This window comes from Rhodothermales bacterium (assembly GCA_013002345.1).
Classification (GTDB): Bacteria; Bacteroidota; Rhodothermia; order Rhodothermales; family JABDKH01; genus JABDKH01.
Genome location: JABDKH010000321.1, coordinates 1 through 23052 on the forward strand (window position 1 = coordinate 1; position 23052 = coordinate 23052).

Annotated in this window: 20 protein-coding genes; 8 read left to right on the forward strand and 12 right to left on the reverse strand. The window is 58.8% G+C overall.

What is annotated here, in order from left to right:
- The 3 genes from HKN37_15215 to HKN37_15225 all read right to left on the reverse strand — a co-directional run.
- The coding region (locus HKN37_15215; protein NNE48000.1) for a protein translocase subunit SecF at positions 1-655 on the reverse strand (655 nt) is incomplete at its 3' end.
- 64 nt (positions 656-719) lie between these two features.
- Positions 720-2585: a protein translocase subunit SecD gene (gene secD, locus HKN37_15220; protein ID NNE48001.1), complete on the reverse strand. Its 1866-nt coding sequence runs from the start codon at positions 2583-2585 to the stop codon at positions 720-722.
- 109 nt (positions 2586-2694) lie between these two features.
- The gene (locus HKN37_15225) at positions 2695-3222 is read right to left on the reverse strand and encodes a hypothetical protein (protein ID NNE48002.1); all 528 of its coding nucleotides are present in this window, start codon (positions 3220-3222) and stop codon (positions 2695-2697) included.
- A gap of 244 nt (positions 3223-3466) precedes the next feature.
- On the opposite strand from HKN37_15225, the gene HKN37_15230 reads away from it, so the two are divergent.
- From HKN37_15230 to HKN37_15250, 5 genes are read left to right on the forward strand one after another with little or no spacing between them, the layout of a single operon-like run.
- The gene (locus tag HKN37_15230; protein NNE48003.1) at positions 3467-4411 is read left to right on the forward strand and encodes a cytochrome oxidase assembly protein; all 945 of its coding nucleotides are present in this window, start codon (positions 3467-3469) and stop codon (positions 4409-4411) included.
- A 20-nt stretch (positions 4412-4431) separates the two neighbouring features.
- Positions 4432-5382 carry a protoheme IX farnesyltransferase gene (gene cyoE / locus HKN37_15235; protein NNE48004.1) on the forward strand — a complete coding sequence of 317 codons (951 nt, stop codon included), beginning with the start codon at positions 4432-4434 and terminating at the stop codon, positions 5380-5382.
- Between the two features lie 14 nt (positions 5383-5396).
- A complete protein-coding gene (locus HKN37_15240) occupies positions 5397-5951 on the forward strand; it encodes a nuclear transport factor 2 family protein (protein NNE48005.1) in 555 nt (184 codons plus the stop codon).
- Positions 5952-6008: 57 nt separating this feature from the next.
- Positions 6009-7097 (forward strand): 23S rRNA (adenine(2503)-C(2))-methyltransferase RlmN, encoded by a 1089-nt coding sequence (rlmN, locus tag HKN37_15245; protein NNE48006.1) that lies wholly within the window; start codon positions 6009-6011, stop codon positions 7095-7097.
- A gap of 32 nt (positions 7098-7129) precedes the next feature.
- Positions 7130-7384: a hypothetical protein gene (locus tag HKN37_15250; GenBank protein ID NNE48007.1), complete on the forward strand. Its 255-nt coding sequence runs from the start codon at positions 7130-7132 to the stop codon at positions 7382-7384.
- 11 nt (positions 7385-7395) lie between these two features.
- On the opposite strand, the gene HKN37_15255 is transcribed toward HKN37_15250, so the two are convergent.
- The gene (locus tag HKN37_15255) at positions 7396-8790 is read right to left on the reverse strand and encodes an MFS transporter (protein NNE48008.1); all 1395 of its coding nucleotides are present in this window, start codon (positions 8788-8790) and stop codon (positions 7396-7398) included.
- A gap of 294 nt (positions 8791-9084) precedes the next feature.
- On the opposite strand from HKN37_15255, the gene HKN37_15260 reads away from it, so the two are divergent.
- Positions 9085-11061 (forward strand): PAS domain S-box protein, encoded by a 1977-nt coding sequence (locus HKN37_15260; GenBank protein ID NNE48009.1) that lies wholly within the window; start codon positions 9085-9087, stop codon positions 11059-11061.
- Positions 11062-11179: 118 nt separating this feature from the next.
- Complete coding sequence (locus HKN37_15265) at positions 11180-11524, forward strand: zinc ribbon domain-containing protein (GenBank protein ID NNE48010.1); 345 nt, start codon at positions 11180-11182, stop codon at positions 11522-11524.
- Positions 11525-11535: 11 nt separating this feature from the next.
- Here HKN37_15265 and HKN37_15270 read toward each other — a convergent pair whose 3' ends face one another.
- The 6 genes from HKN37_15270 to HKN37_15295 form a co-directional block, all read right to left on the reverse strand.
- Positions 11536-12291, reverse strand: coding sequence for a triose-phosphate isomerase (locus HKN37_15270; GenBank protein NNE48011.1), 756 nt, complete (start codon positions 12289-12291; stop codon positions 11536-11538).
- A gap of 61 nt (positions 12292-12352) precedes the next feature.
- Entirely contained in the window at positions 12353-13711 is a 1359-nt protein-coding gene (locus HKN37_15275) for a hypothetical protein (GenBank protein ID NNE48012.1), read from the reverse strand.
- Positions 13711-15210 carry an Asp-tRNA(Asn)/Glu-tRNA(Gln) amidotransferase subunit GatB gene (gene gatB / locus HKN37_15280; GenBank protein NNE48013.1) on the reverse strand — a complete coding sequence of 500 codons (1500 nt, stop codon included), beginning with the start codon at positions 15208-15210 and terminating at the stop codon, positions 13711-13713. The genes HKN37_15275 and gatB overlap by 1 nt, the downstream gene beginning before the upstream one ends.
- A 52-nt stretch (positions 15211-15262) precedes the next feature.
- The gene (gene bcp / locus HKN37_15285; GenBank protein ID NNE48014.1) at positions 15263-15742 is read right to left on the reverse strand and encodes a thioredoxin-dependent thiol peroxidase; all 480 of its coding nucleotides are present in this window, start codon (positions 15740-15742) and stop codon (positions 15263-15265) included.
- A 161-nt stretch (positions 15743-15903) separates the two neighbouring features.
- Positions 15904-17889, reverse strand: coding sequence for a dehydrogenase (locus tag HKN37_15290; protein NNE48015.1), 1986 nt, complete (start codon positions 17887-17889; stop codon positions 15904-15906).
- A gap of 46 nt (positions 17890-17935) precedes the next feature.
- Positions 17936-19390, reverse strand: coding sequence for a sugar transferase (locus HKN37_15295; GenBank protein ID NNE48016.1), 1455 nt, complete (start codon positions 19388-19390; stop codon positions 17936-17938).
- A 268-nt stretch (positions 19391-19658) separates the two neighbouring features.
- Between HKN37_15295 and HKN37_15300 the strand changes: the two genes are divergently transcribed.
- Positions 19659-21227 (forward strand): hypothetical protein, encoded by a 1569-nt coding sequence (locus HKN37_15300; protein ID NNE48017.1) that lies wholly within the window; start codon positions 19659-19661, stop codon positions 21225-21227.
- A 12-nt stretch (positions 21228-21239) separates the two neighbouring features.
- Here the strand turns inward: HKN37_15300 and HKN37_15305 are convergent, their stop codons facing one another.
- Together HKN37_15305 and HKN37_15310 are read right to left on the reverse strand one after the other, a co-directional pair.
- Entirely contained in the window at positions 21240-21992 is a 753-nt protein-coding gene (locus tag HKN37_15305; GenBank protein NNE48018.1) for a TonB family protein, read from the reverse strand.
- Between the two features lie 25 nt (positions 21993-22017).
- Complete coding sequence (locus tag HKN37_15310) at positions 22018-23043, reverse strand: glycosyltransferase family 2 protein (GenBank protein NNE48019.1); 1026 nt, start codon at positions 23041-23043, stop codon at positions 22018-22020.
- Positions 23044-23052 lie beyond the last annotated feature (9 nt).

Sequence of the window (23052 nt, forward strand, 5' to 3'; positions counted from 1 at the left end):
ACTCCCTGATCCGATCGAAAATCACAACGGTGTCGTTCAGGGAGTATCCTACAATCGTCAGGAAGGCAGCAATGATCGACTGGTCGATCTGCATCGAAAACGGCACGATGCCATACAGCGCCGAGAAAACGCCCAGCGTGATGATCACATCATGGAAAAGCGCGGCTACTGCTCCGAGCCCGAAGCGCCATTCGAAACGGATCAGGATGTAGACGAAGATCACGAGCAACGACCCAAAGACCGAGTAGATCGCACCTCGTTTTAGATCAGCGGCAAAACGGGGTCCGACGATATCCGTCTTGAGCACTCTCGGATTCGAGTCTGTAAATGCTGAAGCAATTCCACCCGTTATCGCATTCTGAATCTCATTGATGTCGCCTTCGTCGAGGGCCCTGATCAGTAGCTCGCTGTCGCCGTAGGCCTTCACCTCCGGTGTGCTGGTCAGAACCTGCGCAAGTTCCTCGCGGACCTGAACAACGTTGAGGGGTTCCGTGGTTTCCACGACGAACTCCATGCCGCCCCGAAAGTCGATGCCCATTTCGAGCCCGCGACTGACAAGCGACACGATACTCAGCGCGATCAGAATGCCGGAGAATATATAACCCTTGGTGCGGCTCTGAATAAATTTGTAACTGATGTTTTCGAAGATTCTCATGGCCTGTATGGATCATGGCGCCAAGAGGGCGCCGTTGAATGTTGGCTGGTGGACTGTCTGCAACTCAGCCGTAGTTCACGGACAGTCGTCGCTCGATGACCATGTAGTCAAAGATGATTCGTGTAAACACGATGGCGCTGAACATGGACGCGAGGATACCGGCCATAAGCGTCACGGCGAATCCCTGAATCGGACCCACACCAAACGAGTAGAGGATGGCTCCGACAAAGAACGTCGTGATGTTTGCATCGACGATGGCCGACAGCGCTTTGGCGAATCCGCCGTCGATCGCCGCCTTGAGCGTCTTGCCGGTAGTCTGTTCCTCTCGGATTCGCTCGAAGATCAGCACGTTGGCGTCAACAGCCATACCGATCGTGAGTACGATACCCGCGATGCCGGGTAGCGTTAGCGTCGCTCCAAACCCGGCAAGGATGCCGAGAATGAAGATGATATTCAGCACGAGCGCGAGGTCGGCGACAACACCGCCGGTTCGATAGTAGGCGATCATGAAGAGCGCTACGATCAGCAAGCCGACCATAACGGATAGAAACCCGGCCCTGATCGAAGCCTGACCAAGGCTCGGACCGACCGTCCTCTCCTCAACGATCTCGACGGGCGCCGGCAGGGCACCCGATTTCAGGATGGTCACGATATCCTGCGCTTCTTCCTGTGAGTCAAGTCCGCTGATCGCTGAACGGCCTCCGGTGATTCGTTCGTTGACGACCGGGTACGAATACACCACCCCGTCAAGTACAATCGCCACCTGCTTGCCAACGTTCGCGCCGGTAAGGCGGGCCCACGTGCGAGCCCCCTCAGAATTCATCACCATTGTCACTTCGGGTGCGTTGGTGATCTGGTCGAAGTCAACTCTCGCATCCTCGATGACCTCTCCGGTCATTTCGATGTCGTCGCGAACACCCAGGATGTAGTACATCTCGTGGCCATCTTCGGTCAGACCGATCGGAGATGACGTGTACATGAGCTTGATTCCGGACGGCAGAAGCGCCCTGATCTCGGGCGCGCGCAGCAGCGTGTTGGCTGCCGCCGTGTCATTCTCGGCAACCGCTCCGTAGACGACCCCCTGCCCCACGGGCTGCATGACCTCAAGCAGCGCGTTGGCCGCCTGCGCCTCTTCCTCCAGAAGAGCGGAAATGTCGAGCAAAGTGTCTGCCGCAGCAGCGTCGGTCGCAGATTCTGCCGACGTATCCACGGCACTCTCCTCGTAGTACTCGATCATACCCTGAAGCGAACGCACCACGTCCTGCGGATCGGCCATAAGCCGAAACTCAAGTCGAGCCGTTCCCTTCAGCAGCTTGCGGATTCGTTCGGGATCGTCAATTCCTGGCATCTCCACAATCACGCGGCGCGACCCCTGCTTCTGAATGGAGGGCTCCGTCACGCCGTACCGGTCAACGCGGTCTCGAATGATTTCGATCGCTCTCGTGACCGCCGCATCCGCTTCGCCTCTCAGGTACGATGCGACCTCGACATTGGTGGATCGACGTGTAATCCCCTCATCGTCGTTTCGGAAGTATCGAGAGAGTCTGGCGTTCTCATCCCTCGACTCGAACTCGTCGACAAAGGCATCGATTACCGAGACCCCTTCTCGAGCGGCCCGACCGGAGGCTATTGTGAGCACTTCCTCGAAGACCTCGTCGGTCTCGCGGGACAGTTCGCGGATCAGCGACTCGACGCCCACTTCAAGCGTCACGTGCATGCCTCCAAGCAGGTCCAATCCGAGCTTGAGTGCCTTTTCCTTGACTTCCCGCAACCGGGCGAAATTCTCGCGCTCGTACTCCTGCCTGGCCTCTACCTCCATATCACCGATTCGCTGATTGTAGTAGAGGTTCTGCGCGGACGGCCACAGGTAGTACCCCGTGACCAGGAGGAAGAACACGGTGAGAAATATCTTGAATCCGTTGCCTTGCATCGTATCGTGTTACTTGGTGATCAAATGGTGCCCGCCGGCAAATTAGAACCGGTGTGGACTCTTGGAAATGTGCCGCTAGCGACACGTAAAACGGAGGTGGAAGAACCCGCTAAGGCCCGAGCGGCAACGCTGCGATCAGATGACGAATTTGCCAACTCGTGAGATTTGGCCCCTCAGCCAGGCGACCGATCGTCGTGACAGGCATTCTGGCCCGGAGGGTCCGGGAGAGGATCGTAGCCGCTGAAATGACATGGCCCGCCGCCCGCGGCGTAAGCGATCGTGCGAGTTTTACGGCCTGTCGGAGTTCAACGAGCCATCCCCCGCTCAAGAACTGCTCGAGCGATATGGCCGGGATCACGAGAGAAAGGGCCGCGCGGGCAGCCGCGTCATCGGAGCCGTCCAACTCTACGATAATGGCAGCCACGAACTCGTCGAGTGTCGATGGCGCTGTATCGAGCGCCGCCTCGATGGCCTTGATGACATTTTCGTCCTGCGCGTGCAGGCGCTGGCGAATCCATTCGCCCGACAGGCTCCGATCGGCCGGCAACAACGCGTGCAGGCCCGGGGCGGCCGCCATAAACAGCATCAGAGCCGTCGTCAGAGCGACCAGAGCAAACTGACCCGGTTTTCTGCGCATGAAAGTAGCCGTCCTTGTGTTCGAGGTGACCCGTTCGACGAAGCGCCGACCCGGCCGTTCCCGACCTTCAAAGCTACGGGTTCACGCTGCGGTGATCAATTCGCTTTCTTGAATCATTCCGGAATGATGTCCCTCTACACGCCCCCTCGGGCCCCGGACTGGAACACACGCAGATGCGAGGGGGTACCGATCCGCTACCGATCGTTTCTGGAACTACTCGATCGACAACACCGATTCCGCCGGCATGCGAGCACGTCACCTCTTCACCCTTCTCACCGTGTTTGCGACGATACTCCTCATGGGATGGGGTGCATTCGTCACCAGCATCGACGCCGGACTGGCCGTTCCTGACTGGCCATCCTCGTTCAATTCCTACGATCCGCTCAACCCGTGGCCTGGATGGTGGACGATCACCCCGGTCCTTGCAGAACACGGGCATCGCCTGCTCGGGGCCCTGGTCGGTTTGCTCGTCTTGATTCTGAGCATCTGGACATTCGCCGCCGACTCGCGCCGATGGATGCGTCGACTCGCCGTCGGGGTCCTGGCGCTCGTCATGTTGCAGGGATTTCTTGGCGGACTCCGCGTCGTGTGGGTATCACTCGACCTTGCGGTCGTCCACGCCTGTGTTGCGCAGTTATTCTTCAGCATGATGGTCTGCATGGCCCTCTTTACCTCTCGCTCGTGGACGGATGTCGAGGACTCGCACGTTGGCCAGTCCGCCGTATCCAATCGGCTGGTCAAGCTTGGCGCGGCGGCGTCTGTCGCGATCTACATTCAGATCATTCTTGGCGCCCTGCTCCGGCATCCGGGCACCGGCATTGACCTGAGTCTGGCAGGTTTGCATATCTTCTGGGCCTTCGTTGTTGTCGGACTCGTCCTGGCCACGGCCTACGAAGTCCACAGATCGCATCGCCATATTCCGACAATCCGACGATCCAGAGATGCAATGCTCGGCCTCCTCGTCGTACAGTTTATGCTTGGCCTGACCGCTTTCTTCGTGTTGCTCGACGAAGTCGGAATGGTGCAGCCCAGCAATCTGCAGGTGGCGTCTAACACCTCCCATATGGTGATCGGAGCACTGCTGATGGCGAGTTCCGTCGCGTTGTTGACGTGGTCGCTGCGGGAGCGTCACAGATTCGCACCCGGGGCCTCCCCGATCTCACCCAAATCCGTCCCACAACCCGCGTGACCGTGCCTCAAACAATCGAAATGCGACCTGACGCGAACAGACGCCCGATCGCCGTCGCCGAAGCCATCCCGGAGTCACGTAAGACGGCGCGCGTCTCGCGGTCGCTCGCCGGGGGTACGCTGGGTGATTATGTCGTTCTCACCAAGCCGGAGATCACATTCCTTGTCGTCTTGTCAGCGCTCGCGGGCTTTGTAATTGGAAGTCCCGTGGGGTTTGACGGACTCGCACTCGGATTCACTCTGATCGGCGTGGCGCTCAGCTCGGCGGGAGCCGGAGCGCTGAACCACTATCTCGAGCGGGATCGCGATCTGGCCATGAAGCGAACGTTGAACCGGCCCCTGCCGGCAGGACGTATCCCAGCCACCCATGCGCGCAACGTTGGCCTCCTTCTCTCCGCGGCCGGGCTCGGCGTGCTGTGTCCGCTGGTCAACCCTCTCACGGCGATCCTCGCTGCGTTGTCGATGGCCCTCTACCTGTTCGTATACACGCCCATGAAGTCGAAGACGTGGCTGAACACGCTGGTAGGGACCATTCCCGGTGCGTTGCCGGCGATCGGCGGCTACACGGCTGCGACCAACTCACTGTCGGGCTGGGGCGCATGGCTCATCTTCGGCATCCTGCTGTGCTGGCAAATGCCTCACTTCCTCGCTCTTGCCTGGATGTATCGCAAGGACTACGGACGGGGTGGATTTGCCATGCTTCCAGTGATTGACAGCGACGGTCTTGCGACCGCTGCACTTGCCCTCGCATTCACGGCCGCAACCGTCGCATTCAGCCTGGCCCTTGCCAGTGACCCGTCAATGGGCACTACGTATCTCGTAATTGCCGTTCTGAGCGGCGCCTTCTTCTTGCATCCAGCGGTGCGCTTCTGGCGGACGCGCACGAATCTGGACGCCAGACGCCTTCTGAAGAGCTCCGTGATGTACATTCCGGTACTTGTATTCTCGATCGTGCTCGATCGCATGATCTAGGGGAGGAAGGACACATGTTGAATTTGGATTGCGCGGCACGCGCTCGATTCTTTCACCGCACTGTCTTCGGCACGCTGGCGCTTCTGCTCGCGGCTTGTCAGCCTGCTTCCGACAAGAGTAAGAATGCACCGGCTCCGTCGGCCGAAGAAATCGAGCAGGCCTACGTTGAGGTCGACGACCTTGTCCATCGATTTGGCCGCATGTGGGAAGATGAAGACATGGCCACGTTTGACCAGATCGTGGCGCACGACGAGGACCTCGTGATTATCGGGACTGACGCTGCCGAGCAGATTATTGGATACGATACGTATCGCGAGTTGAGAGAGCGCCAGTTCGCGTCGTTCGAAAACGTTGAGTTCGATGTTCGCAACCGGATAATCAAGGTCGCCGAGAACGGACGGTCGGCATGGTTTTCAGAGGAGTTTGATCTCTTCCTGTTGGCACAGGGTAATCCCGTAAGCCTCGAGGGTATGCGCTTGACCGGTGGTCTTGAAAAACGCGACACCAGCTGGGTCATCGTTCAGCTTCACACATCCGTACCGGTGCCCGGTCAGGCGGCCGAGTACTAGGTGTCCTGACACCTAGCGACGAATCGAACATCAGGCCATTTCGACAGCGACAACGTCGTGCCTAACTCCTTGTCCCCTACCCGCGTGGATCTGAAGACGCTCGACCGGACTGAGCTCGAGTGCCTGGCCGCGGAGATGAGAGAACCAGCCTACCGTGGTCGGCAGATGTTCGAGTGGCTGTACGGCAAGGGTGCCGCGTCGGTCGACGAGATGACTAATTTGCCGCTCCAGTTCCGCGAGAAGCTGCACGAGACACACCGCATCGGCAAGATCGGCCCGGAGCAGATCAGTACGTCGGTGGATGGAACAACAAAGGCACTTGTTCGCCTCGAGTCGGGACTGCACGTTGAGGCCGTGCTCATTCCCGACGTGGTGGACGGCGACATACGGAGGCTCACCGCCTGCGTCTCCAGCCAGGTCGGTTGTGCGATGGCCTGTGCATTCTGTGCGACCGGCACAATGGGTTTCCATCAGAACCTGACGTCCGGTGAGATCTTCGACCAGGCGCGGCTCATGAACGAACTTGCCATCGAGCGATACGGCCGAGGACTAACGAATATCGTCTACATGGGGATGGGCGAGCCACTGCTCAACTACGCCAACGTCGTCAAGAGCCTGCGAATCATCTCAGATCCGTCTGGTCTCGACATCTCACCGAAGCGAATCACCGTCTCGACAGTAGGAATCTCCCGACGCATCCGGCATCTGGCAGACGATGATCCGGGAGTACGGCTTGCCGTGTCCGTACACGCCCCCACAGACGCTCAAAGGAGCGCGATCATGCCGGTCAACCGGGCCGCCCGTACCGATCTTGCGGCTCTCCGAGCCGCCCTGGAATACTACTGGTCAAAGACGTCGCGAGACGTCACATACGAGTACTGCCTTTTCGACGGTGTCAACGACTCGGACGCCGACGCCAGGGCCCTCGCGGAGATCGTCCAGTGGATTCCGAGTAAGGTCAATCTCATCATGTACAATCCGGTCGGCGGCCTCCCCTTCGAGCGAACATCTGACGAACGTGTGAATCAGTTTGTGCGGGTCCTCGTTAAAAAGAGGGTAACGGTTACAATCCGAAAGAGTCGCGGCGACGATATTGCTGCTGCGTGCGGCCAGTTGGCGGTGCGGGAAGAGTCGTCGGCAGGCTGAGTGGCCACGAATAAGCTGCGGACTGAATCACTATGTCAAGTTCGAACATGTCAACATTGTCGAAGGCCGGTCATGATGTCGCCGGCGTGAGCACGCGGTGGGCAATCGGTTTTTTCGGAGCACTCACCGCCTTGATGGTCCTTCCCAGGCTCATACGGTTCGCTGTCCGGCACTATGCCTTTCGCCTGATAGCAGAGATCATTGCCATCGTTTCCCTTGGCCTTCTGACCGAGAAAGTCGTCGAATGGACGGCCGAGCAAGAACGCGACTCAGGCCAGTCGCAATGACCCGCGGATTATTATGGGTCGAGGCGACTCGCGACCGCACGTGCGTCGACGTTGGGGCGGACCTGCCTGCGAAGTCCAAGCGCCGTGACAAACATCAAGATGCTCAGTACGGCCACCGTCAGGAAAGCCGACTCGTAACCCATCCGACGTGTCGCACCCGACGCCGCGAGCGCTCCGACTACTGCGCCGCCGATCAGTAGACCGGCGTTGAGCGCCAGCGTGATGACACCCTGCGCAGACACCCGATCTTCGACGCTGGATTCGCGCAGCAGAATGTAGTTGAGCGAAGAGCCGAGCAATCCGGCGAGCGCCATTCCAACCAGAACGGAACCGGCGTAGAACGCCGGGCGGGTGTCCAGCAGTGCCAGCGCGCAGAGCCCTGCAAACAGCAACAGCGCACATGCTGATACAGTACGCCTGGGTCCTGCGTGATCAAGGACCCAGCCAAACAGGGGCGATCCGAGCGCCACGGCAAACGCCAAGGGCAAGAACATGAATGAGGCCGTCGACTTTGTGACTTCGAAGGTTGCCTCGGCCAGCGACGGCACGAAGATCAACACCGCCTCGCAGAATCCCGCGGCTGCGGTCAGCGCGATGGCGAGGCGTGCCTCTCGCGACCGAAGGACTTTGCTCGGCAGGAGAGGGTTCTCAGCCGTCGAGATCGCTCGGAACGCAAGGTAGCCAGATACGAGAGCAACGGACGCTCCACCCCATACGCGCGGCTTAGAAAGACTGGCCAGAAAACCGACTGCATCTATACCATTCGTGCTGACGGCCAATGCAACCAGTGTGATGGTGAGCAAGACCAGACCTCGGACATCGAATCCTGCGAGCGGCACTCCGCCCGTGACGGCCGGGACATACCGGCGACCCAGAACCATCGCCGTAGCAGCAAGCGGCAATGGTGCAATGAACAGCCACTGCCAGCTGTATCGAAGCAGGATGCCGCTGATAGCCGGCCCGACGATGAACGCGAGACCGAATACAGATCCAAGCACACCGAGTGCTCTCCCCTGCCGGTGGGCCGGAAACTCATCGCCAACCACTGCACTGGAAACAGGAAAAATCCCGGCAGCTCCAATGCCCTGCAAGGCGCGTCCTGCGAGCAGGACCCCGAACGGCGGCGACGATGCAACGATCAACGCGCCGACCGAGAACAACGCAATGTCCAGCGTGAACACAAACCGACGCCCGGCTGCATCAGCGAGCTTCGCCATGAGGGGAACGCCGAGCAGGTTAAACAGCACGAAGACGTTGAGCGTCCATGCCGCGGCCCGCTCATCAATCCCGTAATGATCGCGTATTGCCGGAAGCGCCGGCCCTACCATCGCGATGTCCAGCGCCGCAAGAAGCACGCCGAGGAAAAGAACCGTCAGAAGGGAGCGACTACCGGAGCGGAACTGCAAGTTGCGGGTCGGTGCGAATCTGGGCGAGAGTGGACGCGAATAGACGGTATGGCGTCCGATATGTTCTCATGCGGCCCCCCGGACGTATCACATACAAACCGGGCGCAAATCCCCTCAAGATGACCGGATACGGCCTGTGCTCGTCGTTAATGAAGGACCGCCGCTGCCGATACTAGGGCAAAATGGCTCCCTATTCATCCGATCAATCGATTGTGGGCAAAGAGGTTGCGCCAAAGAGCCGCTGCCCTTCCTCTCTTGATCGCACATCCAGCTGAAGCATTGAGCGGATCCGGCATGACACGGAAGCTGACTCACGTCGTCTGGAGGCCACTCAGATCGCTACGCGCGAAGCTGACCATCTTCACGTTCGGCCTGATGGCCGTGATCTCGCTCTCGATCTACCTGTTCCTTCCGACCCGGATGGAAAACCAGGCCGAGAACGCACTTGTCGACAAGGCCTCGAATATCGCCGATATGACCGCCTTCGCGATCGGCGCATCGTCCGATACGGGAGATCCCGTTCACGTTCCAATCGTTCTGAACGGAGCCGCCCAGGTGGATGACCTTGTGTACGCCTACGTCACCGCATTAGACGGGAGTGTGGTTGCGGACTTCAACCGTATGCCAAACATCTACACGGTACCGTATGAGTTCCGCATGCCAGGTGGGGTTTCAGACAATCGCGACATCTTCCGCGCTCGCCGCTCCATCATCTCGCGCGGCCGATCGGCCGGAACCCTGCACATGGGCTTCTCGCTCGAGAGCGTCGCCACCATCGCCCGCCGGAGCCGTCTGACAATCGCGATTGCGAGCATCATGATCTTCGTGATTGGCCTGACGGGCGTGTTCGCTGTGAGCCACATCATCACTGCGCCTCTTCGACAGATTGCCAGCGTAGCCGAAAGGATCTCGGAAGGCGATTTCGAGGGTAGTCTGGAAATCCAGTCGAATGACGAAATCGGGCGCCTAGCAACCGCATTCAACAAGATGGTGAAGGGCTTGAGGTCCGCGTACCAACATCTTGAAAGCGCGAATGCGACGCTGGCCTACCACTCGCAGGACTTGCAGTCTGAGATTGCAGAGCGCCGCAAGGCTGAGCAGGCCTCCCGTACGAGCGAGGCAAAATTCCGGGCGGTCGTTGAACATGCCACGGACATCGTCGCGGTCTTCGAAACGGACGCTTCCATTAAGTACATGTCACCCGCATGTATAAACATGATGGGCGTCACTCCAGAGTCGCTAATCGGAGAAAAGGCTGACCAGTTCGTTCATCCGTCTGATCTGGCTCGATTTACGTCCGCCTTGCTCGGCAGCCGGCGGGACATCACCGTCGCCATCAATGTCGAGGCGCGGTGGCGTCACGCGAATGGCAAGTGGCGATACCTCGCGTTCCGCGGTCGAAACCTGAGCGACCTTCCCGGAATCGATGGCATTCTGTTCAACGTGACCGACATCACAGAGGCGAAGCGATTTGAGCGTGAGCTGTTACACGCCAAGGACAGAGCCGAAGAGATGGTGCGACTGAAGAACAGCTTTCTCGCAAACATGAGTCAAGAGATCCGTACGCGACTTACCGGCATACTGGGGTTCGCTCAGATTCTCAACTCGGAGATCGATCCGTCGCAGCTGGAGCTCGTTGAACACATCGAGGGTAGCGGTACCCGACTCCTGAACACGCTGAATTCCGTGCTTGATCTGGCTGAGTTGGAGGCCCAGTCCGTGCGTCCTGAGCTGGAGGCACTGGACGTTGTGAAAGAGATCCGCGAAACGACGAAGCTCATTTCACCACTTGCTCATCTGAAAGGTCTCGCGTTTCACGTCGACATTCCTGACGAACGAATCTTCGCACAGGCGAATTCGAGTTGCTTGCACCGTGTGATCGTGAACCTGGCCAGCAACGCCGTCAAGTTCACTGACGAGGGCGAGGTTCGAATCAAGACTACGGCCGACGACCGACACGTTCGCATTGCAGTCGTCGATACGGGCGTCGGCATTTCCGAGGAATTCGTTCCGCAGCTTTTTGGTGAGTTCACCCAGGAATCGACCGGTAATGCACGAACTCATGAGGGCAGCGGCCTCGGACTGGCCATCACGCGCCGTCTGGTCGACCTCATGGACGGTGACATCAATGTCCAGAGCGAGAAAGGCCGCGGTAGCCGGTTCGTCGTCACACTGCCCCGGGCGCAGGCTCCGGCTGCAGGTGAAGAAAGACCGGACAAATTGCCGGTGCTGCGACCCGTGAAGCTTGGAGGGCGACGCTGGGCCTCGTGAGCCACCGCTATCCCACGCTGTCCAGGTCGCGTCGGCAGGAACTTTGTGCCTTGCGACGGCTATTCAAAAGCCTTTCGCAAAAATGTTGACAGCGCAGTACACCCTGCACCCCCAAATCATGCCGACCTACGTCTACAAAAGAGAAGACGGGACCACTTTCGAGCTCGAGCAGCGGATCACAGCGGACTCGCTCACGCACTGCCCCACCACAGGACAGCGAGTGGAACGCGTAATCAGTGGCGGTACAGGGCTGATCTTTAAGGGATCAGGGTTTTACATCACGGACTACGCCCGGAAGAACGGTTCGGCGCCGACTCCTGGCTCAGAGAAGAATGGGTCCGAGGCGTCAGAGCAGCCCAGGAAGGAATCAAGCGAAACGGCTTCGAAGAAGGAATCGAAAAAGGAATCGAATGACTCGTCTTCGAAGCCTGATTCGACGACCAAACCGAACAAGGCGGACTAGCGCGTTCTGCGCTATGCCAGGCGTTTTGCCGATTCGACAATGCTCACGAAGGAGTCCGCGTTGAGGCTGGCTCCTCCAATCAGTCCCCCATCTACGTCCTTCTGACTGAGCAACTCGTCGGCGTTTCCGGGATTCATGCTGCCACCATACAGGATCTCGATGGCATCGGCCGCCGCCTCACCGAACTGGTCGCGAAGGAGACCACGTATATAGCTGTGCATCTCTTGCGCCTGAGCAGGCGTGGCCGTTCGACCCGTCCCGATGGCCCACACGGGCTCGTACGCAATCACAAGATCGCCGGGGCGACCAATCAGTACGCCCGACAGACCCTTCCGTACCTGGCGCGAAACCACGTCTTCTTCCTGACCCGCCTCCCGCTCCGCAAGATGCTCGCCGACACAGAGGATCGGCACGAGTCCATGCTCAACGGCCTTCCGAACCTTCCGGTTCACCGTGTCATCAGTCTCTCCGAAATACTGCCTGCGTTCAGAGTGCCCGAGGATCACGTAGTGACAACCGACCGCGGACAACATCGCCGGCGAAGTCTCGCCCGTGAATGCCCCGGACTCCTCGTAGAACATGTTCTGGGCACCGACTAACAACGCTGTTTCATTGACGGTGCGTGCCACCTCGGAAACATTGACCGTCGGAGGACACACTGCCACCTTTACAGGCGCCGGGCTACCGATATCACCGGCTATTTCTCGTGCAAGTTCGATTGCTGAACCCACATCCGTATTCATTTTCCAGTTTCCCGCGATCAGCATGAGTTTTGGTATCTACGTTGGATGACTAGTGTTGGATGATCGTGTCGTGACGGCGCCCGGATCAGGATGAATCCGCGCCCGTCACTGCCATAAGGTCGTCAGCGACCGCCTGAATGGCGGGTCCGGAATACTTGCCAAGTATGATTCCGTCTTTGATCAGGAAGCGCTTCGGATGAACCCTGACGTTGAACGACCGGGCCAGTGGATCCTCTGCACCGAGCGGTAGAGCAATCTGGACGGTCGAAGGCTGCGATCCAAAGAAGGCTTCGTTGAGGTCTGAATCGGATTCCAGCGAAACGGACACAAAGGTCACGGTCTCACCCCGCTTGTATGAAGCCAGACTGTCTCGCAGAGCGCGTTCACGAATATACGTCGCGTCGGTGGGCCGGAAGAACTCGAGCAGGACGATCCCGGTTGTTGACGGATCGAACGAATACTCTTCACCCGTCCAGGTCACGGTGCTGAATGAAGGAGCGAGCATACCGGGCATCAGGTTTTCGATCTCGTACACAGTACCGCGCGCCCATTCAGCCCACGGGCTGTCGGCATACTCTGCGTCAATCCTGTTTGCTTCGATCACGGCTTCGTCAAGCATGTTGCTGTCGGCGTAGGCGACGACCATCTCCGACGCCAGTGCGGCCTGCAGTGCCTTGTCCACCGTCTTTCCGGACAGGCCGCGCACGAGCGCGATGGCCGAATCCTGTCCCCGCATTCGCGCTTCAGCCCGTCGCGCTGCCCGGGCAACATCCACAAAACCAGGCCCCTCCATCGGCAGTGACATGACCCTCTCCACCACCAGGGAGTCGTTGATTCCCTCCATCATCAGAACAGATTCAGCCGACGCCATGCCGGCGCCGATCGTGCCGGGGAATTGCTCGCTCAGCGCCCACAGGATCTGAGCACTCTGCATGAAACGCGTGGCGTGGCTCTCGGCCGAATACTGGCCCGACTGAATAAGAGATAGCAGTTCCCGGTTGTGGACCATCTTACCGTTTCGATACGCCATCCATGCCGCGTTTTCTACGGAGCGAATGATGAGCGGCCGATCACCGTCCGGTACCCGCAGACGCATCGATGCAGTGTCTGCCTCAGCCAGCACGATCTGCCCTTGTTTCACACGCGCTCCTCGCCGACTGACGATCAGCGGGTAAATGCCACGCTCCGGCGCTTCGATCAGCATCCGGAAGTAACCCGTACTGTCCGTCACCCCAAACCCGAGTGTGTCCGCCTCGCCATCCGAGGACGCAACGAGAACCTCAAAGCCGCGATAGTCCCGAGTCGAGTCCACCTCCGGACGTACCGTGACGTACCCGTCGAATTGACTTCGCACGACGGGCCGATCGTCCGCGCGACAACCGGCGACAGAAACGACGGCCACTACTACCAGAAACCCCTTCCACGCCATTCCGGGTCGTAACATCAGCGATTCCTTCTTCTTTCCAGTTCTGAAGCCAGCAACTCCCGGACCCGCCGTGGATCCGGTGATCCGTCGAACGTTCGCATCACCTGGCCAATCAAAAAGCCCATGACGCCTTCCTTGCCTCCAAGGAACTGGTCGACCTGGGATGGATTATCGTCCAGAGCTCTGTGAACGACCGGCAGCAGCGCGTCCTCGTCGGAGACCTGCAACAGGTTGCGCGCCTCGGCAATCCGGATCGGATCGTCGGGTTGCTCCAGCATCAAATCGAAGAGCTCCGAAGCCCCCGTCGAGCTGATTCGATCCTCGATTCGAAGTTCAATGAGCCGAGCGAGACGGACCGCGTCGATGGGAAAGGCTTTCATCGTAATTCCCTTCTCGTTCACTACGCGAAGCACATCAGACATCAAGAAGTTCGACACCTGCTTCGCGACGGTACTCTCGTCTGCAACCTCCGCCGATATCACCGCTCCATACACTTCGTCAAAATAGTCCGCCAGCTCGCGCTCCTCGGTAAGGATACCGGCGTCGTACTCCGGCAATCCGAGTGAACGAACCAGGCGTGTTCTTCTGGCATCCGGAAGATCGGGTAGCGACATCCGCGCGGCCTGAAGCATCTCGTCAGTGACCACAACAGGCACCAGATCCGGATCCGGGAAATAGCGATAGTCGTGAGCCTCCTCTTTCGATCGCATGGATCGCGTGGCTCCGGCATCGGCGTCCCATAGTCGGGTCTCCTGCACGACCCGCTCACCCGACCGCAGAATCCCCGCCTGCCGTTCTATCTCGAACTGGAGCGCGTTCTCCACATTCCTGAACGAGTTCATGTTCTTCACTTCCGTCTTCGTGCCCAGCACATCTTGCCCCGCGGGCCGGACGGATACATTCGCGTCGCATCTCAGCGAACCCTCCTCCATATTCCCGTCGCAGATTCCGAGATAGCGCACAATCTGACGAACACTCTGAAGAAACACGGCCGCTTCCCGGGGCGATCGCAGATCAGGCTCAGTGACGATCTCGATCAGTGGAACTCCACATCGATTGAAATCGAGAAGTGTAGCCTGGGGGCTCTGGTCGTGGATCGATTTCCCCGCGTCCTCCTCGAGGTGGATTCTCGTGATACCGATCCGACGCTGCGACCGTTCTGCACCTAATTCGACTTCGACGTCCAACCATCCATCATGGCAGATCGGATCTTCGTACTGTGAGATCTGATACCCTTTCGGGAGATCCGGATAGAAGTAGTGCTTGCGCGCGAATGTCGAGCGCGGCCGAATAGAGCAATGCGTGGCAAGGCCCATCCGGATCGTGAAGTCGAGCACACGCTCGTTGAGAACCGGAAGCGTTCCCGGGTGGCCAAGACTCACCGGGTCGACGTTCGTATTCGGCTCGGCGCCGTACGCGGCCGACTCCGGACTGAATGTCTTCGCATTCGTCGCGAGCTGGCAGTGAACCTCGAGTCCGATTACGGGCTCGTATGATTGAACGCTGCTTTCCTTCATAGTACCGCGGGTCCGGCTTCGACCTGACTTGTGTCGCTACCGGCCCTGCCGATCAGGCTGCAGAAAACTTCTTGAGTATCTCGGCTGCATGGTCGCCGACCTTCGGGCGTTTGAAGACGTGTATGATGATGCCCTTTTCATCGATCAGAAACGTGTGCCGCTTCGTCCCCATGAACTTGCGACCGTAGAGGGAACGTTCACCGTACACCCCGTACGCGTTGACGACTTTCTTGTCAACGTCGGCGATAAGCGGAAACGGTAGCTCGTACCGGCTTGCAAAGCTCTCGTGAGACTTGCGATCGTCGATCGAAACACCGACCACCGCAACGCCCGCGTCCAGAAGATCGCGATAGCCATCGCGAAGATTGCAGGCCTGTTTGGTGCATCCCGACGTGTTGTCTTTGGGATAGAAATAGAGTGCCAGCTTGCGACCTCGATAGTCTGACAATTTCACCTGGTTACCATCCTGCGTGGTACCCTTGAACATCGGCGCCTTCTGTCCTGCCTCGGGCGTCGTGAATTCTTTAGCCATTGTCGGTCATCGGTTTAGATGTGGAATGCATTTGATGGAGCAGCGAGCACCGGCCCGGCAGTCAGATGGCAGGGCCGATCGTGCGACACCGGCAGATCATCAAGATAACGTGCTCGATCGGGGCTGTTGTCGAGGTTTCTGCTAAACCAGCCCTGTTTACGCTAGTATTTGATCAGCGTTCGGAGACCCGCGGCCAGTTTGATTCTCGCCGAGTAGACCTCCTTCTCCAGATTCGGCGAGAACGGGATGGGCGTGTCTTCCGCTCCGATGCGCATCGGAGGTGCATCCAGGTACTCGAACGCCGCTTCGGAGATACGCGAGGAAATCTCCCCACCAAATCCCCCCGTCAGCGGTGCCTCGTGGAGTATCAGCATTCTTCCCGTCTTCCGGACAGAATTGATCACAGCTTCCGCGTCCCACGGGATGAGTGTCCTAAGGTCAATTACCTCCACCTCAACGCCCTGCGATGCCAGTTCAGCGGCCTCCTCGAGTGCCCAGTGTACTCCCAGGCCGTAGGTCACGACGGTGGCGTCGGTTCCTTGCCGTACGACGTGCGCCCGGCCCAGTTCGGTACCATAAAATCCATTCGGCACGGACCCTCTAACGGATCGATACAGGTGCTTGTGCTCGAAGAACAGCACGGGGTTGGGATCAAAGATCGCAGAGATCAACAGCCCTTTTGCATCGGCGGGAGTCGACGGGATCACGACCTTCAATCCGGGGACGTGACAGAACCAGGCCTCGACGCATTGCGAATGGAATGGTCCCGCACCGATGTTGCCACCGTAGGGAGCGCGAATCGTCACGTTCAGCGCCTGTCCCCATCGGAAATGAGTTGTAGCCAGGTTGTTGACGATCTGATTGAACCCGCACGAAATGAAATCCGCGTACTGGATCTCAAGAACCGGCTTCAGGTCACGGATGGCCATCCCCATCGTGGCGCCGACGGCTCCGCTCTCAATAATCGGCGTATTGAGCACGCGTTCGTACCCGAACTGCTCCAGAAAGCCTGCCGTCACTTTGAACACCCCGCCATACTCGGCAATGTCCTGTCCCAGCATCACGACGTCGTCGTCAGACGCCATGGCTTCGCGAAGCCCGTTCGATACCGCGTCGATGAATCGCATTTCGGATGCAGACGAATTGCGTGGTCCCGGAACGACCCTGCTGGCAGCGTACACGTCGGCACGTTCCGTCTCCGCGTCGCTGGTAACCAGCTCCTGGCTGAGCGCGAACTCGACAGCCTGATCGATACGAGACTCCATCGTGCGTCGAAGAATTTCGATCTCATCTTCCGTGAGAATCCCCTCTGCCAGAACAAGAGATCGCAGTCGATCGACGGGATCCTTCTTGCTCCAGTCCTCTATCAACGAGGGCGGAACGTACTTCGTGCCCGACGCCTCTTCGTGACCCCTCATTCTGAACGTCTTCATCTCCAGCAGCGTCGGTCCGTTGCCCTCGCGAGCCCGATCTGCCGCACGGCGCACCGCATCACACACCGCGAGGATGTCGTTGCCATCCACGGATTCGCCCGCCATTCCGTATCCGGCGGCCGCTGCTGCGAGGTCGGCTACCGCCATCGCCTCGGCGGTGGGCGTGGAGAGACCGTAGCCGTTATTCTCGATGACGAACAGCACGGGAAGACTCCAGGCGGCCGCGAGGTTCAACGCTTCGTGAAAGTCTCCCTCGCGAGACGATCCCTCTCCGATGAAGCACGCTGCGACAAAGCCTTCCTTCCGATATTTGGATGCGACGCCCAGACCACAGGCCACCGGTACCATCGCACCAACGTGCGAGATCATTCCAATGATGCGCTTGTGCTGGAGACCAAAATGAAATGTGCGATCTCGGCCCTTGGTAAACCCGCCGTCGCGTCCCAACAGCTGGGCGAATAAACGACGTAACGGAACTTCCCTCGTCGTCCACACACCCAGATTTCGGTGCATCGGAAGGATGTAGTCGTCATCTCGGAGCGACATGGTCACTCCCACAGCAATGGCCTCCTGACCAAAGCCACTAAACCATTTCGAGATGCGGCCCTGCCGAATCATCCGCAGCATCTTCTCCTCGATAAGACGCGGCAAGTAGAGCGACTCAAAGGTCGTCCTCAGATCGATATCGGTAGTCGTCCGACGCTCTGCCGTCATGCTTGCAGTTCTCGTGGTGTGGGATGGTGGAGTCGTGGGGATTCTGCTACCGGCCTTTCGCCGATAACGCAGTACGAATCGTCCTGAAGAGGATCTTCGAATCCATGCGAAGACTCATGTTTTCGATATAGAACAGGTCGTACTTCACCTTCTGTTGTACGTCGTCGAGCGTAGTATCGTACCGCCACTTGACCTGGGCCCAGCCGGTGATGCCTGGCTTGACCCGGTGGCGACGATTATAGAGCGGTATTTCTTCCGCCAGACGCGAGACAAAGTATGGGCGCTCCGGACGTGGGCCTACGAGACTCATGTCCCCCTTCAACACGTTCCAGAACTGCGGCACCTCGTCGAGCCGAGTACGCCGCAGCCAACGTCCGAAAGGCGTGTATCGCGGGTCGTCTTCAACTGCCCACACGGGACCGGTTGTCGCCTCAGCGTCCTTTAGCATCGTCCGGAACTTGTACATCGTGAATACCTTTCCGTCTCGTCCGACTCGTTCCTGACGATAAATCGCCGGACCCGTTGATGCTACACGCAGGGCAACACCGATCAGAATCCAGAGCGGGAGCGCAACGACCAGGACCAACAACGACACAACGATATCGAGCAGTCGTTTGGTGCTTTCCTCCCACGCCGGCATGGGTTCGGGCAACACCTCGATCAGAGGCAGGCCGTACATGTGTTCCGTCCTCGCCATCCCGCCAACGACCGAATAGAAGTCGGGCACGAGCTTCAACCGGACCGGCTTGCCGTCACATACCCGAAGTACCTCCATCAGCGCGTCAAGGTCCTCCGATCCCAGCGCGATGAGGACATCCTGAATCCCGAGGTCATCGATCATGCGAGGCAATGCCGCTATGGCCTCCACTGACGATCGCGTGGCCGGCTTTAACAGGACATCCGTATCCAGAACGCCCCCGCCTCCTCCGTCATGTCCGGAGTGTCCAGCTTCACCGTTCGCATCTCGATCCAGTCGCAGCGCGCCAAGAATGCTCAGACCGGCTTCCGGGTAGCGCGCGACTTCTTCGTACAGCGACTCGACGCGATCGCTCCATCCCACAATGAGAGCGTTATGAGTTCCATACCCGCGCAGCAGTAATGACTTCTGAACGGATCGGACGATCACCCGGCCCAGCGCGATGCACACGAAGACTGAGAGCCAGTAGAAGAGAATGGCAAGTCGCGTCGATCCCGGAGCGAGTGCATCTATATAGATCGCGAACACGAGAATGAGTATGCCAATCGACACCACCTTCAGCAGGGACACGAGCTCATCAAATCGGCTGTCGGCGTAGCGTTCCCGATAGAGACCGAAGAAGGTGAAGATGAACAGCCAGAAGACGGTGAGAGTCAATCCCACAAGCGGCATGCCCGCCGGAAAAATTTCGGGCTCACCAAACCACTGCCAGTCGAACCGCACCGTGTAGTGCAGAACGTTGGCGACGTTCAGCGCAAGCGCGTCGACGATAACCAGTGCCGCTAGTTCAAGCTTCCGTGTCACGATAGACGATCGACTGTGATCGCGAGGCAGACGATTCGAAAAGGCGTCAAACTTTGAAATGTATAAAAAATATCCCGATGGCAGATCGAGTCGGCGTGAACAGGGCTTCCCGGCACCCTTCCGTTCTGGCTTGCCCGCGACAGTTCACGGCGGCGGTAACGGGTACCCGTGAGGCGGCAACCCGATTCCGGAGGGTCCGACATATTCGCATCCGCGCATCGCAGAGGCTAATTTGACCTCCGAATCAATGATATCTCGTCTCCACCGCATGAGAATTCGTCTACCAGCCACCATCTGGGTTGTCCTGCTGCTGCTGATAGCCGGGGACAGAAATGCCGCGGCCCAGGGCAACCGGGTTGTAACGATCGAGGACTGGCCAAACGCGTACATCGAGAGGTTGCAGCGGCGAGGCCATATGACCGACCTCAACCCGACTGACTTCCCGTACCGTGAACGTGAGATCGTACGATCGATGGCGAATGTGAATCGCGACGATCTGCCATCTCTGGAACGTATCTGGTTTGATGCACTGGCAGAGCACTTCTCAAGATCGCTCCCCGGCGGTGAAGAAACCGTAGTCGGGGGTTCGTTCACCGGCCGACTTCGGGCGGCTGACGGGCGCCGCCTCGATCCGCTTCGTCCGATTGACAACGAAGCAAGAGCCTATCAGGCCGCGGTCATCCAGTTTTACGGCGAGAGCCGCCGGTGGATCGCACATTTCGGTCTACGACATGACTGGTACTACGATCGTGACCCCGATGCGATCGACACGGCTAACAGGCTGTTCATCCGCAGTGAGGACGCCTACGTCGGGTACGGTGGCAAGCTCGTCTCGGCGTACGTCGGCCGATACCATTTCCACTGGGCCCCACTTGCGGACGACGCGCTCTTTATCAGTTCAAACCCGCGGAGTTTCGACGCAATAGACTTCCGAATCGGTGGCCGGAAAGTGTCGCTGCGGTCGATCTTCGGAGAGCTCGACAGCATCACGGCCGATGGCCGATACACGGGTGCTGCCGGAGCCGATTCCGTCCTGGTCGGAAGCGAGCGTCGACTCATTGTTGCGCACCGTATAGACTGGCGACCGTCAAGACACTTCCAGCTGACCGCACTCGAGTCCACCATCTTCTCGGGTTCAAATACGTCTCTGTCCCCACGGCTGCTGAATCCGGCTCACGGATGGGGCTTCGAGTCGGACAACAGACCGAAGAACGACGAGAATAACGGCCTGCTCGGAGGTCTCGTCTGGATGAACTTCGATCGCCTGACCATTCACGGCCAGCTACTCATAGATGACGTTGATCTGCAGGGTACCACAGACGAACCCTGGTCGTATGCCCTGGCCGGATCCATCGTGTATGCAGGGATCGCGCAACGCGCCGACATCGGCTTCCGATTGACGCTCGTAGCTTCCCGCACGTTCAACGCCGACCAGGTCGAAGGACAGTACATCTACGTGAATCGTGGAATTGCGACGCAGTTCAGCGACTACGTGCATGGCCGTTTTTTCGGCGATATCTACCTCGACGATATCGTTCGCGGACTTTCCGTCTCCCCGCGCTTTGAGCTACTGCGTCAGGGCGAATTTGACATGCGTGATCCGTTTCCGGATGACGAGCTGGGGTCCCTTCTTACCGGCACCATCGAGGACACGTATCGAGGCGCCGTGAGGGTGTACTATCAGCCCAGTCGGCGCTGGTGGGTCGGAGCCGATCTTGGTGTGAATCACGTCCGAAACGCGAAGCACATCGACGGCGCAGTTGACACGCGATTCTCGGGAATGCTGACCGTCGGCGCCAGAGTCTCTATCTCCAGCGGTATTGATCTCTGGAACTGACCGCAGCGCGGGCTATTCGAGCACAAAGCGGAACGTCACCGTCCCTACCTGATTTTCCTGCGGAGCATTTGGCGGAAGCGGGTTGAAACGCCATGTGCTCAAGGTTTCCATGACAGATCGTTCGAGTGCCGGGTTCCCCTTGATAAGAGGGATTCGCTGAACCACGTGCCCTTGAGGATCTACCGTGATGCGAACTCGAATGACGGCATTGACCTGTTCGCTGTACGCCGGAATGGACGAACTAACGGGAATCCTGTTGAGCCCTTCGATTTGAAACGGAGCCGCCCTGCGTTCGTCGGTACCGGTGCCCTGCTCTCCTGCTGTTGCTGCTCCCGTTCCATCCGGCAGACCGGCACCCGTCTGCTGGTTCTGCTGGGAACGAGGGGTCGGACGCTGCACGACAGCGTCATCGGGATTCGTTTCTGTTCGGGGAGATATGGTCTCCGCATTAGACGAGGCAATGACCTCCTCATCTTCCACACGTTGATCGGGCACGTCAGTCGGTCGCGCCTCATCGGGCGCCAATGACTCTGCCTGTTCTTCCGCCGGCGGAAGGTCTGCAGCCGGCACGTCCTGCTCCAGGTTCTCACGGGACCGCTGCACCGGCTGCCCGTCGGCGAACGGGCCGAAATCCACTTCGATGAACCCGATCGGCTGGGGTTCACTCGCGCCTGTCGTGATGAATGACAGGAGGACAACCAGCAGCGCGTGCGTCAACAGGCTCACACAGAATCCGACCCAATCATTCCGTCTTACGTTTCGCATGATTCGTGCGCCGGCAATCCCGGTGTCAGTTATTCGTTGCAGCGCCTTTTGCCTTGTCGGTCGCGGTCACCCGGTCGCGGGAAGGCGTACTGTCCGAGTTCCACTGGCGGCTGATAACGTAGCGTGGGCGGGCCTTCACTTCGTCGTACACGCGCGCCAGATAAGCCCCAACGATCCCGAGAAAGAAAAGTTGTAGTCCTCCAAAAAAGAAGGCCGTAAAAATCAGGCTCGCCCAGCCCGAAACAACCTCTGGCTTGAAGATCTTTGCCAGGATCGTCCAGATGATACCCAGCACGGAGAAAACCGAAACCAGGAATCCCAGCCGCGCCGCGTATCGGAGCGGCTTGTCCGAGAATGCGACGATGCTGTTGAACGCAAGCTCGACCCGTTTTCGGAACGGATACTTGCTTCGTCCGACCACTCTGGCCGGTCGATCGTACTCGACGCCGGTCTGATTGAAGCCGAGCCACGAGACGAGTCCGCGCACGTAGGGTTGACGCTCTTCAAGACGGGCGAACGCGTCGATGACCTCCCGCGACATCAGTCGGAAATCACCCACATCAACGGGGGTATCCGAATCCGCAAGTCGCTGAAAGATCCGATAGAACGAGGCGGACAGCGTACGACCGAGCCACGAGTCCCCTTCTCGCCTCCTGCGTATTCCATAGACCACGTCGTAGCCCGACTGCCATCTGACGACCATTTCGTCAATCACTTCCAGCGGATCCTGAAGATCGGCATCAAGTACGACGGCAGCGTCGGCTGCCGTAGCGGCAAGTCCGGCAGTTATCGCCAGTTGGTGGCCGAAATTCCGCGAGAATTGCACGAGCGTGTAGCCCGGCAGGTCGCGTGTGTGTTCGCGGACCAGGGTAGCGGTACGGTCGGTGCTGCCGTCATCGACCAGCACCACCTCGGTCACAAAAGGTCTTCTCAATCGGAACGCTTCGACGGACGCGATCAACGTTGGTACGACCGCTTCTTCGTTGTAAAGCGGTATCACGAGCCCCAGCGAGCTTCGAAGACCTGAGTTTGGTGGGGCTGATGAGTCCATCGATAGACA